Here is an 11,892-nt window from a genome sequence, read left to right as displayed (position 1 = left end):
GAAGCAGATAAACGGATCAGCGCTTCGGCTTGACGAACAGCACCAGCACCGCGCCAGTCACCAGCAGCCCTGCAAGCATGTGCAGGCCGGCATCGGTGCTCTGCGTCGCATCCTTGATGAGCCCGATGAGAAATGGCGCGCTGAAGCCCGAGAGGTTGCCGAAGGAGTTGATGAGCGCAATGCCCGCGGCCGCCGCGGCACCGCCGAGAAAGGCCGTTGGCATGCCCCAGAAGACCGGAAAGGTCGACATGATGCCCATCGTGGCCAGCGTGAGGCCGGCCATCGCGAGCGTCGCATTGCCGGGGAAGGCCACGCTCAGCACCAGGCCGATGGCGCCGACGATGGCGGCCAGCGCGCTGTGCCAGCGGTACTCGAGCCGGCGGTCGGCGCTGCGGGCCACGAAGTACATCGCGACCACACCGAAGGTCCACGGAATGGCGCTGAGCAGGCCGATGTCGAGCGCGCCCTTCACGCCGATCGCCTTGATGATGCTCGGCAGCCAGAACGAGATGCCGTACAGCCCCGAGGTGTACGCAAAGTACACCAGCGCCAGCAGCCACACGCGACCATTGCCCAGCACGCTGAGGATGCGCGGCTCGGCCTTGCCGGCGTCTTCGGCTGCGATGTCACGGGCGATGAGTTCGCGCTCGGCGGGCGTGAGCCACTGCACGTCCTTCACGCGGTCATCGAGGTAGCGCCACACGACCAGGCCCAGCGCCACGGTCGGCAGCCCCTGCAGCAGGAACAGCCACTGCCAGCCGGCCCATCCGTTGACACCGCTCATGCCCTGCAGGATCCAGCCCGAGATCGGGCCGCCGAGGATGCCCGCGAACGGAATCGCCGCGAGGAACAGCGACGTGGCCTTGCCGCGCCGCGCGGCCGGATACCAGTAGGTGAGGTACAGGATGATGCCGGGGAAGAAGCCCGCCTCGGCCGCGCCGAGCAGGAAGCGGATCACGTAGAACGACATCGGCGAACTCACGAACATGGTGGCCGCCGAGAGCAGGCCCCAAGTGATCATGATCCGCGCGATCCAGCGGCGCGCCCCCACGCGGTGCAGCACGACGTTACTCGGCACCTCGAACAGGAAGTAGCCGATGAAGAAGATGCCCGCGCCCAGCCCGTAGACCGCGTCGCTGAACTGCAGGTCGCCCTGCATCTGCAGCTTGGCGAAGCCGACGTTCACGCGGTCGAGGTACGCCACGATGTAGCAAACGAATAGCAGCGGGATCAGCCGCCATCCGATCTTTCGGTAGACGGCGTCGGAGGTGCTGTCGAAGCGGCCGCTGTAGGGCGGCGTTGCGATGGTGCTGGTGCTCATGGGTGCGTCGCTTTCGTTCGTTCTGGCCCGGTTGCAGCCAATAGTCTCGTTCGCACCCCGCCGCGCCGGTGCGGGTTTCTACGCAAGATTCATATGGATTGAAGATCCGCGTATCTCCGAACGAGATGCGCACGCCGCCGGTTCGCCGAAGTGTTGTTTCATCAGGGCTAACCCTGCGGTCAGGGCCCTGTTCCTCCGCCCCGATGAATGTAATAATTTAGTTACAACATTACTCATCAACCGGAAGAAGGCCTCCATGAATCACCGCACTCTTCGTCCTTCGCTTCACACCGTCGCTCGCGGTACAGCGGGGTTGCTTCTGGCAGTTGGCGCCTCGGCGCATGCCTTTGTGATCGGTGTCAGCGAAGGCGTGAGCTACAACGTGTCCGACGCGCAGGTCAGCGCCCGCTTCGAGCCCATCGCCGAAGTGCTGTCCAAGGCGCTCAAGCAGCCAGTGACGGTCAAGGTGCTCAACTCGTACAACGGCGCGCGCGACGCGCTGAAGCAGCAGCAGGTCGACTTCGCCTTCGTGCATCCGTCGCACGTGGCGCTCGCCGCCATCAAGAGCGGGCAGTACAGCGCCTTCGCCTGGACCACCGGCTACACCGACTACAAGGTGTCGTTCCTGTGCAAGGAGCAGCAGCCGATCTCCGACTGGAAAAGCGTGGCGGGCAAGCAGCTGGTCATGCCTGATGCCGACTCCATCACTGCGGTGATCACCCGCGCGATGCTGCGCGAGCAGGGCCTGCAGGGACCGACGGCGGTCAAGGTCACCAACACGCGCTTCCAGGAGGCCGTGCCCTTCTACGTGCAGAACGGCTTTGCAGCGTATGGCGCGACGGCGGCCTCCAGCGTGGTCAAGACCTGGAAGGACGGCGGCGGCAAGGTCTGCGCGGAATCGCGCGCGGTGCCAATCAAGCAATGGCTCGCGTCGCGCAAGCTCGACGCGGCCACGGTGAGCGCGGCGCGCGATGCCCTGCTGAGCCTGGGGCAGACCGACGCAGGCAAGCGCGCGCTCGCGGCATCGAGCTACGTCGGCTTCGTCGCGCCTTCGGCCGATGTCGAGGCCTCGCTGATGAGCTGGCTGGGAATCTGAGGGCCAGGCAGAGGGTAAAGCCGCACGCGCACGCCATCTGCCCGACGCGGGCAGAATCCGGCGCTTGCAGTTTCCTCCCTCTCAAGGACTCCCTCCATGACCGATCTCTCGAGCTTCCCCATCACGAAGAAATGGCCCGCGCAGCACCCTGACCGGCTGCAGCTGTACTCGCTGCCCACGCCCAACGGCGTGAAGGTGTCGATCATGCTGGAGGAGACCGGCCTGCCCTACGAGCCGCACCTCGTGAGCTTCGAGACCAACGACCAGATGTCGCCGGAGTTCTTGTCGCTCAACCCGAACAACAAGATCCCGGCCATCATCGACCCCAACGGCCCCGGCGGCAAACCGCTGGCGCTGTTCGAGTCGGGCGCCATCCTCATGTACCTCGCCGAGAAAACCGGCAAGTTCATTCCGCAGGACGCCGCCGGCCGCTATGAAACCCTGCAGTGGGTGATGTTCCAGATGGGCGGCATCGGCCCGATGTTCGGCCAGCTCGGCTTCTTCAACAAGTTCGCCGGCAAGGACTACGAAGACAAGCGACCGCGCGACCGCTACGTGGGCGAATCGAAGCGCCTGCTCGGCGTGCTCGACAAGCACCTGGCAGACCGCGCATGGATCATGGGCGACAGCTACACCATCGCCGACATCGCCACCTTCCCGTGGATCCGCAACCTGATCGGCTTCTACGAGGCTGCGGATCTGGTGGGCTTCAAGGATTTCAAGAACGTGGCGCGCGCGCTCGATGCCTTCGTGGCGCGCCCCGCCGTGGTGGCGGGGCTGGGCATTCCGAAGCGGGGCTGAGCGGTCAGTTGCTGGCGGACAAGTCCATCAGCATGCGCGAGAGCAGGTAGAGCCGCGGCACCACGCTCTCGACCTCCGCGTATTCCTCCGGCGTGTGGATGCCGCCACCCACGATGCCGAAGCCGTCGAGCACCGGCACGCCGACGCCCGCCACCAGGCTCGCGTCGGCCGCGCCGCCACTGCTCTCGATGGTGAGCTTCTTGCCGATCTCGCCGTAGATGCCTTCGGCCATGCGCACCAGCTTGTCCGACGCGGGCAAACGCGGCATCGGGGGCAGGCCACGGATCAGGCGCACGCGCACTTCGGTCTCGGGAATGAGCTTGTTCTGCGAGATGCGGATCAGGTCTTTCTCGACGCGATCGAACTCTTCAGGCGTGGCCACGCGCACGTCGCCCTTGGCGCTGGCCGTCGCGGGAATCACGTTGGTCGGGCCGTTGGCCGTGAGCACCGTGAAGTTGACCGTGGTCTTCTTCGCCGCGTCTGCCGTCTTCGACAGCTGCAGCACCTGGTGCGCGACTTCCATCGCCGCGTTGCGGCCCGCCTCGGGCGCCACGCCCGCGTGAGCGGCCACGCCCTTCACCTCGATGAGTGCGGTGGCCGAGCCCTTGCGCTCGACCACGAGGCCGTCAGCCGGTCGGCCCGGCTCCAGGTTCAGCGCCACGTCATGTTGCTTGGCAATGCGCTCGATGAGCGCGCTGGTGCCGACGGAGCCGACCTCTTCGTTGGTGTCGAGCAGGAAGGTGATCTGCCCATAGTCCTTGAAGCCGATCTGCTTCAGGATCTTCAGCGCATACAGGCCGGCCACCACGCCGCCCTTGTCGTCCATCACGCCGGGGCCGTAGGCGCGGCCGTCCTTGATGTAGAAGGGCTTGGCTGCAGCCGTGCCTTCCTTGAAGACGGTGTCCATGTGCGCGAGGATCAGGATCTTCTTCTTGCCCTGGCCGGTCAGCGTCGCAACCACGTTGGTGCCGGGGTGCGGATCGGCCGGAAAGGTCTCGATGCGCGCGCCGAGCTTGCGCAGTTCGTCCACGGCTATCTCGCGGACCTTTTCCAGGCCCGCGGTGTCGGCCGAGCCCGAGTCGATGTTGACCATGCGCTCCAGCATCTTGACCGCCTCGTCCTTGCTTTGCGTAGCTGCGTCGAGCACGCCCTGATGCGGCTTCTGGGCCGCGGCGTTGCCGGCAAGCAGCATGGCGCACGCGAGTACGGCGCCGTGGCAGGCGGTGCGCGCCCAGCGGCGGGTTGATGTGGAGGCCGAAGGAACCGGGAAGAGATGGCGCGAATGAATCGTCATGTTGTGCGTTCTGTGCTTTCTGTGGAGGGACGGGGGAAGCGGCGGCAGGCTATCACCCGCTTCGAGAACGGGTCAAGCACGATGCGGGCCGCGGCACACCGCACCGGCACGCACCTCTAGCCGGGGAAATCCTCGCCGCGCAACTCGATCGGCTGGCCATGCGGTGTGCGGTCGGCCGCGTGGTCCCAGGCGTGGCGGTAGCGAGCCAGTTCGTCGTCGGAGCTGGCGCCCTTGCGGGCCACGAGACCTTCGAGCGCGGCGAGCCAGTGGCGGTAGTAGGTCTCGCCGGTGTCGGGGTCGCCTGCGGCCTGTGCGGCGGCGATCTGCCCGGCCAGCGCCTCGGCCCATTCCGGCCAGGTGAACAGGCCGCGTTCATGCAGCGCCAGCGTCATCGCGAAGGCCTGCGCCTCCCACGGTGCATTGAACACGGGCCCATCGGCATCGCGCGGCATGCCGGGCGACAGGGGCATGTCGCTCACGACGTGGCCTCCAGATAGCTTTCCCACGCATCGACCGACACCGACAGGTTCTGGCGCGGCGCTTCGTCGCCCCAAAGCTCGGCTTCATCGAACTCCACCGTGTAGAGCCACTGCGGCTGCTCGCCGAGCCCCTGCGCATGACTGTCGGCGAACACATGTGCGCCATGTACGTGCACGATGGTGCCGCGCTTGCCCTGCACATAGCCCGGTAGCCGCGTGTGATGGTCGACCTTGCCGAGGTGGTGCATGCGCACCGGCTGGCCCATGGCGAAGCGCGCCGGGGCCGATGCCGGTCGCTCGGTCGGCGAGCCCTTGGCGAGAACGGCAGGCACGTTGGCCACCTGCAGCACGCGGGCCATGGGCGTGGGCGCGTGGCGCATTTCTCCACTCGCGATCTCGTCGGGAAAGACCTGCCCGCGCTGCAGCATCAGCTGTTCGAGCGCATTGAGCCAGATCTGGTAGTAGCTCAGGTCGCGATAGTCCGGCAGCGTCTCGCGCACGGCGCGGCTCGCATCGATGTTCCATGAACCGGTCGCGCCCATGGCCAGCACGAGCGCCAAGGCGCGTGGCTCCCAGGCCGCATGAAAGAGTTCGCCCTCGGACTCCGGCACCACCTTGCCGAAACCCGGCTGGCCGCCGAGGTCGGCTTTCGTGACGTAGCTCATGCGGCGCTCCCCTCTTCGGCAGGCAACTCGACCAGCCGCGTGCCGATCATCGAATCGCGCGAGACCAGCGCGGCGAGTTCGTCTTCGCCCAGGCTCTCGGTTCCGGCGGGGCGCTGCGGAATCACGAGGTAGCGCACCTCGGCGGTCGAGTCCCACACGCGGATGCGCGTGGCCTCGGGCAGCGTCGTGCCGAAATCGGCAAGCACGCCGCGCGGGTCTTTCACCACGCGCGAGCGGTACGGCGCGCTCTTGTACCAGGTGGGCGGCAGGCCCAGCACTGGCCACGGGTAGCAGCTGCACAGCGTGCAGACCACCATGTGGTGCAGCTCGTCGGTGTTCTCCACCGCCACCATGTGCTCGCCCTGCCGGCCCGTGTAGCCCAGCGAGGCGATCGCCGCCGTGGCGTCGGCCAGCAGCCACTGCCGAAAGGCCGGATCGACCCAGGCCCGTGCCACCACGCGTGCGCCGTTGCGCGGGCCGACGCGGGTCTGGTAGGTGTCGATCAGCGCATCGAGTGCGGCGGGGTCGATGTAGCCTTTTTGCGTGAGCACGCTTTCGAGGGCGCGCACGCGCAGGTCCATCTCGCCGAGTTCGCTGTGTCCGTGGGAGTGGTCATGGCCGGTCATCGGCCAATGCTAGCGCCGCCCCGTAAAATTCCCAACATGACCTCGCCCACCCGCCCCGTCCGCTCCCAGTACGAAGATTTCATGCGCCATGTCGACACTCACGGTGTCTTCAAGAGCGACCGCACGGGTACCGGCACCAAGAGCGTGTTCGGCCACCAGATGCGCTTCGACCTGAACGAGGGCTTCCCGCTGGTCACCACGAAGAAGGTGCACCTGAAGTCCATCATCCAGGAACTGCTGTGGTTCCTGACCGGATCGAGCAACAACAACTGGCTCAAGGAGCGCGGCGTCACCATCTGGGACGAATGGGCGCGCGAAGACGGCGACCTGGGCCCGGTGTACGGCGTGCAATGGCGCAGCTGGCCCACGCCCGATGGCGGCCACATCGACCAGATTTCCGACGTCATCAAGACCCTCAAGACCAACCCCGATTCGCGCCGCATCATCGTGAGCGCATGGAACGTGGCCGAGCTGTCGAAGATGGCGCTGATGCCTTGCCATGCCTTCTTCCAGTTCTACGTGGCGCCGCCGCAGGCCGAAGGCGAACGCGGCAAGCTCAGCTGCCAGCTCTACCAGCGCAGCGCCGACATCTTCCTGGGCGTGCCCTTCAACATCGCAAGCTACGCGCTGCTCACGCACATGGTGGCGCAGCAGTGCGACCTCGACGTGGGCGACTTCATCTGGACCGGCGGCGACTGCCATATCTACAGCAACCACGCCGAACAGGTCGCGCTGCAACTGAGCCGCACGCCGTACCCGTACCCGACGCTGAACATCAAGCGCAAGCCGGCGTCGATCTTCGACTACCAGTACGAAGACTTCGAAGTGCTGGACTACCGGCACGGCGATCCGATCAAGGCGCCCGTGGCGGTGTGAGCGGGATGAACAAGCCCCGCATCAACATCATCTTCGCCCGCGCCGCCAACGGCGTGATCGGCGCGAACAACACGATCCCCTGGCACATCCCGGAGGACATGGCGCACTTCAAGCAGCAGACCGCGGGCGCGCCGGTGATCATGGGCCGCAAGACCTGGGACTCGCTGCCGCCGCGCTTCCGGCCGCTGCCGGGCCGACAGAACATCGTGGTGACACGGCAGGCCGATTGGCAGGCCGAAGGCGCACTCCGCGCCAGCAGCCTGCAAGAGGCGCTGTCGCTTTGCGAATCGACTTCATCGAAGCCCGAGGCCGTGTGGGTCATCGGCGGCGCACAGATCTACGCCGAGGCCGAGCCTCTTGCGCAGCGCGCGGTGGTGACCGAGGTTGCGCGCGACTACGAAGGCGATGCCTACGCTCCTGAACTCGACGCCGCCGCGTGGCGCGAGACACAACGCGAATCGCATGTCTCCGCCAAGGAAGGCCTGGGCTTCAGCTTCGTGACTTACGAGCGCGTCGCCCCCACGAAGAAATGAGCGACAGCGCCTCACACCGCTCGCCCGTGCCGGACTTGCGGCGCCGGTCGCTGGTGGTGGGCGCAGCGCTGCTTGCGAGCCTTGCGCCGTTGCAGGCAGTGCAAGCGGCAGAGCCGCTGGAGCCCGACGAAGAAGCGCTCTTCATGACCGGCACGGCGCGCCCCACCGTCGACGGCAGACTCGAAGTCGATATCCACGCGTGGATCTTCGAGCGCGAGCATCGCTGGGGGCTCAACACTGCCCTCGCACGCTACCTCGGCCTGAGCCTGAAGAAGCTCTCGCCCGCCGCGCGCCTGCGCTTCAACCAGCGCACCGCGCTGTTCCATGCGGAGTCGGAAGAAGACAAGGTGATCGACGTCGACTTCGACGGCAGCCCCGCACGCGCGACGATGCCGCCATCGGGCAAGGACGGCCGCAGCAACCTGCGCATCGTGATCGACGCACCGCGCGCGCCACTGCTGCCAACCTCGCCATCACCGCAGGAGTGGGTGCAGTTCCATGGCGTGACCGGCCCGGGTGAGCTGCTGCATCGCTTCAGGGGCCATGCGCTGGTCGTGCCCGCGCAGGGCGTGTCGGTCATCTCGGACATCGACGACACCATCAAGCGCACGCAGGTGCGCGACCGGCGCGAGATGCTGCTCAACACTTTCGCGCGCCGCTTCGAGGCCGCGCCACGCATGGCGGCCTGGTATCGCGCGCTGGCGAAGACGCCCGACACGCGCTTTCACTACCTTTCGGCGAGTCCGATCCAGCTCTACCCGGCGCTCTCGGATTTCATCCGCAACGCCGACTTTCCCGCGGGCAGCATGCATCTGCGCGAAAGCACCACGTGGCGCACGCTGATTCCCGGCGAACAGGATTCGCGCGAGCACAAGCTCGGTGTAATCAACCGGCTGCTCACCGAATTTCCGCAGCGCCGCTTCGTGCTGGTGGGTGACTCTGGCGAAGCCGACCCCGAGATCTACGCGCAAACGTTTCACTCGCATCCGCAGCGCATCGACAGCATCGTGATCCGCGACGTGACGGGCGAAGGCCGCACCTCCGATCGCTATCGCGCGACCTTCGAGGGCATCGATCCCGTGCGATGGCACATCGTGATGCCGGACACCACGGCGTGGCCCGTGCAAGCGCTCAACTAGCCGCCGAGTTACCGGAAACAAACTGGCGCCTTCGTGGCTCCAGCAGCGCGAAAGGAACACTTCGGTACACCCGAGGAAAGGCATGCGCGGCGCAGGGTTTAGACAACGCTAATTGTTTGTGCGCACAATGCCGTAAACGCCCTCAACCAAAAGGAGACGGCTCATGTCCATGGAATTTCTACGGGTTATCGCCGAGCAGAAATTGCCATACGTTATTCACACGCCGGCTGACATCGACAGGCTGCGCGTGCTGCGTGCGGCAGAGTTGGTGACTGCATTCATTCCGCCTTCGGACCGCGCCCCCGATGCGCGCGCGATCCGCCAGTTGGCCCAGGTCGAATCGATCACCGCCAAGGGCAAGCTGGCACTCAACAAAGCCACTTCGGCATTCATCGAGCTCTAGCAAGGCGCCCTCGCGGCTTCGCACGAAGCCCGCGACGTTCGCGCCATTGACGCGGCCTCGCGCTGCGCTCACCCGGGTTCCCCGGGTCCTCCATTCCGGTTACACATCGCGCCATCCCGCGCACGCGAGAGCACGCGCGCGATAGCACCGCCCCCCGCCTTCCTGTCATTGAACTTTGGTCCGATGCGCCGGCGGGCGCGTCTGCCTAGCAATCGGCTGCCTATTTGCGTGACAAAACCCTCATTTATGTAACTTTACAAAGCTCAGGCACTTGTTTTTGTTGAGGTTTGTCCAGCGCATGTGGGACCCCTCCCCAATTCTGGGGATTGTTAGTAAATATCTCGATTTGTATCTTCCGTCCGTCTTTGATGCATGCCGGGACTGCAACGGCAACGGACCGCGCACCGCCCCAACCAGGCGACGAGCGTCGAGAAATTTCAACGTGTGTTCTTGTCAATTCAACCTTTTCTGAGAGCGAAAAATGTCGAATAGCCTGCAAAACTGGGTAGGACGCAATCGTCCGCCGCGCGTCCAGATCACCTATGACGTGGAGATCGGCGACGCCGTCGAAAAGAAAGAGCTGCCGCTGGTCGTGGGCCTGCTGGCCGACCTGTCGGGCCAGCCCGCACAGCCGCTGCCGAAGCTCAAGGAGCGCCGCTTCGTCGAGATCGACCGCGACAACTTCGATGAAGTTCTCGGCAACATCACCCCCCGCCTCGACCTCTCGGTGCCCGACACCATGAAGGGCGAAGGCAACCTGAAGATCGAACTGAACTTCAAGGAATTCAGCGACTTCCACCCCGAAGCCATCGTGGACCAGGTGCCCCGCCTGGCCAAGCTGCTCGAAGCCCGCCAGCAACTGCGCGACCTGCTCGCCAAGCTCGACGGCAACGACGAACTCGACGACCTGCTCGAGCGCGTGCTGCTGAACACCGAAGACCTGAAGACGGTCCAGAGCCAGGCCAGGGCCGAAGCCGGCAGCGCAGCAGCGCAAGCCGCCCCGGCCGCAGCCGCAGCCCCGCAAGCGGCTGCGGAAACCCAATCGTCCCCCGAAGCCGAAGCACCGGCAGCGTGATCAACCACGCCGGCCGCAGCCCTTCGGGCGCGACCCGGCAACTTTTGAATGGTGATAGAGATGGCCAACAAATCCAAAGCCGCTGAAGCCGGCAGCGCAGCAACCACCGTCACGACCAGTGACCTCGGTCTGCTCGACAAGATCGTCCTCGAAGGCAACATGACGACCGAGCCTTCGCAGGGTGCCTACGCGAAGAAGCTGATCGGTCAGCTGGCTTCGCAGATCCTCGACGAAGGCATGAAGACCAGCCCCGACAAGGGCGTGGTCACGCTGATCAACGAGCGCGTCGCCGAAATCGACCGCCTGCTGACCGACCAGCTCAACGCGATCCTGCACGCCCCCGAGTTCCAGGCCCTCGAAGCCTCCTGGCGCGGCCTGCACGACCTGGTGACCGGCACCGAGACCGGCAGCAACCTGAAGCTGCGCCTGCTCAACGTGAGCAAGAAGGACCTGCTGAAGGACCTGGAGACCGCCGTCGACCACGACACCAGCGTGCTCTTCAAGAAGATCTACGAAGAGGAATACGGCACCTACGGCGGCCATCCCTATTCGCTGCTGATCGGCGACTACTACTTCGGCCGCCACCCGCAGGACATCGCCCTGCTGGAGCGCATCTCCCGCGTGGCCGCCGCCGCGCACGCGCCTTTCATCGCAGCAGCCGCGCCCGCGCTGTTCGACTTCAAGTCGTTCACCGAACTCGGCATTCCGCGCGACCTGTCCAAGACCTTCGAGAGCGCCGAGCTCGCCTCGTGGCGCGGCTTCCGCGAATCGGAAGACTCGCGCTACGTCTCGCTGGTGCTGCCGAGCTACGCGGCTCGCCTGCCCTACGGTGCCAAGACCATTCCCGTCGAGAACTTCAACTACGAAGAAGACGTGGACGGCACCGACCACGGCAAGTACCTGTGGGCCAACGCGGCCTACCAGCTGGGCCTTCGCATCACGCAGGCTCACTCGCTGTACGGCTGGACCACGGCCATCCGCGGCGTCGAAGGCGGCGGCAAGGTCGACGGCATGGTGGCTCACGCCTACAAGACGGACGAAGGCGACATCGCCCTGAAGCCGCCGACGGAAGTGACCATCACCGACCGCCGCGAAAAGGAACTGAGCGACCTCGGCTTCATCGCCATCGTCAACTCCAAGGGCTCGAACACCGCGGCCTTCTTCGGCGGCCAGACCGTGAACAAGCCCAAGGTGTACGACAAGGATTCGGCCAACGCCAACGCGGCAGTCTCGGCTCGCCTGCCCTACATCCTGGCGGCCTCGCGTTTCGCGCATTACCTGAAGGTGATCGTGCGCGACAAGATCGGCAGCTTCCAGACGCAGGCCGACATGCAGAAGCACCTGAACAACTGGGTTGCCAACTACGTGCTGGTGAGCCCCTCGGCGCCGCAGGCCATGAAGGCCAAGTACCCGCTGAGCCAGGCCCGCGTGGACGTGACCGAAGTTCCGGGCAAGCCGGGCTCGTACCGCGCCATCGCCTTCCTGAAGCCGCACTTCCAGCTCGAGGAACTCTCGGCCTCGATCCGCCTGGTGGCCGACCTGCCGGCTGCCGCCGCCTGATCGCCCCTTCATTCATCTGCATCG

The 11,892-nt window shown here is 65.6% G+C and carries 13 protein-coding genes; 8 read left to right on the top strand and 5 right to left on the bottom strand.

The features are described from left to right. Positions 1–16: 16 nt before the first annotated feature. The gene (locus ACN9MV_RS10185; protein WP_426392044.1) at positions 17–1,321 is read right to left on the bottom strand and encodes an MFS transporter; all 1,305 of its coding nucleotides are present in this window, start codon (positions 1,319–1,321) and stop codon (positions 17–19) included. Positions 1,322–1,577: 256 nt separating this feature from the next. On the opposite strand from ACN9MV_RS10185, the gene ACN9MV_RS10180 reads away from it, so the two are divergent. Together ACN9MV_RS10180 and ACN9MV_RS10175 are read left to right on the top strand one after the other, a co-directional pair. Continuing rightward, on the top strand, positions 1,578–2,417 hold the full coding sequence (locus ACN9MV_RS10180) for a phosphate/phosphite/phosphonate ABC transporter substrate-binding protein (protein WP_093177944.1): 840 nt from the start codon (positions 1,578–1,580) through the stop codon (positions 2,415–2,417). Positions 2,418–2,513: 96 nt separating this feature from the next. Next, positions 2,514–3,218 carry a glutathione S-transferase N-terminal domain-containing protein gene (locus ACN9MV_RS10175; RefSeq protein WP_426392042.1) on the top strand — a complete coding sequence of 235 codons (705 nt, stop codon included), beginning with the start codon at positions 2,514–2,516 and terminating at the stop codon, positions 3,216–3,218. 4 nt (positions 3,219–3,222) lie between these two features. Here the strand turns inward: ACN9MV_RS10175 and ACN9MV_RS10170 are convergent, their stop codons facing one another. The 4 genes from ACN9MV_RS10170 to nthA form a co-directional block, all read right to left on the bottom strand. Further along, positions 3,223–4,410 carry a glutamate carboxypeptidase gene (locus ACN9MV_RS10170; RefSeq protein WP_426393158.1) on the bottom strand — a complete coding sequence of 396 codons (1,188 nt, stop codon included), beginning with the start codon at positions 4,408–4,410 and terminating at the stop codon, positions 3,223–3,225. A gap of 218 nt (positions 4,411–4,628) precedes the next feature. Continuing rightward, positions 4,629–4,982 (bottom strand): nitrile hydratase accessory protein, encoded by a 354-nt coding sequence (locus ACN9MV_RS10165; protein ID WP_093058322.1) that lies wholly within the window; start codon positions 4,980–4,982, stop codon positions 4,629–4,631. A gap of 5 nt (positions 4,983–4,987) precedes the next feature. After that, positions 4,988–5,656 carry a nitrile hydratase subunit beta gene (gene nthB, locus ACN9MV_RS10160; protein WP_426392041.1) on the bottom strand — a complete coding sequence of 223 codons (669 nt, stop codon included), beginning with the start codon at positions 5,654–5,656 and terminating at the stop codon, positions 4,988–4,990. Further along, entirely contained in the window at positions 5,653–6,282 is a 630-nt protein-coding gene (nthA, locus tag ACN9MV_RS10155) for a nitrile hydratase subunit alpha (protein ID WP_426392040.1), read from the bottom strand. The genes nthB and nthA overlap by 4 nt, the downstream gene beginning before the upstream one ends. Before the next feature lie 36 nt (positions 6,283–6,318). Here nthA and ACN9MV_RS10150 point away from each other — a divergent pair, with 36 nt between their 5' ends. The 6 genes from ACN9MV_RS10150 to tssC all read left to right on the top strand — a co-directional run bounded on the left by ACN9MV_RS10150 (position 6,319) and on the right by tssC (position 11,868). Then, complete coding sequence (locus ACN9MV_RS10150) at positions 6,319–7,158, top strand: thymidylate synthase (protein ID WP_426392038.1); 840 nt, start codon at positions 6,319–6,321, stop codon at positions 7,156–7,158. 5 nt (positions 7,159–7,163) lie between these two features. Next, the gene (locus tag ACN9MV_RS10145) at positions 7,164–7,691 is read left to right on the top strand and encodes a dihydrofolate reductase (RefSeq protein WP_307617202.1); all 528 of its coding nucleotides are present in this window, start codon (positions 7,164–7,166) and stop codon (positions 7,689–7,691) included. Further along, positions 7,688–8,830: a phosphatidate phosphatase App1 family protein gene (locus tag ACN9MV_RS10140; protein ID WP_426392037.1), complete on the top strand. Its 1,143-nt coding sequence runs from the start codon at positions 7,688–7,690 to the stop codon at positions 8,828–8,830. The genes ACN9MV_RS10145 and ACN9MV_RS10140 overlap by 4 nt, the downstream gene beginning before the upstream one ends. 163 nt (positions 8,831–8,993) lie before the next feature. Continuing rightward, positions 8,994–9,233 carry a hypothetical protein gene (locus tag ACN9MV_RS10135; protein ID WP_007829428.1) on the top strand — a complete coding sequence of 80 codons (240 nt, stop codon included), beginning with the start codon at positions 8,994–8,996 and terminating at the stop codon, positions 9,231–9,233. Between the two features lie 481 nt (positions 9,234–9,714). Continuing rightward, entirely contained in the window at positions 9,715–10,308 is a 594-nt protein-coding gene (gene tssB, locus ACN9MV_RS10130; RefSeq protein ID WP_093058218.1) for a type VI secretion system contractile sheath small subunit, read from the top strand. A 60-nt stretch (positions 10,309–10,368) separates the two neighbouring features. After that, positions 10,369–11,868, top strand: a complete 1,500-nt coding sequence (gene tssC / locus ACN9MV_RS10125; RefSeq protein ID WP_093058321.1) for a type VI secretion system contractile sheath large subunit — start codon at positions 10,369–10,371, stop codon at positions 11,866–11,868. Positions 11,869–11,892 lie beyond the last annotated feature (24 nt).

The sequence above is a fragment of the Variovorax sp. R-27 genome (assembly GCF_049913215.1).
Taxonomy (GTDB): Bacteria; Pseudomonadota; Gammaproteobacteria; order Burkholderiales; family Burkholderiaceae_C; genus Variovorax.
The sequence above is the reverse complement of the archived record's forward strand: the minus strand, read 5'-3'. Positions and strand labels throughout refer to the sequence as shown.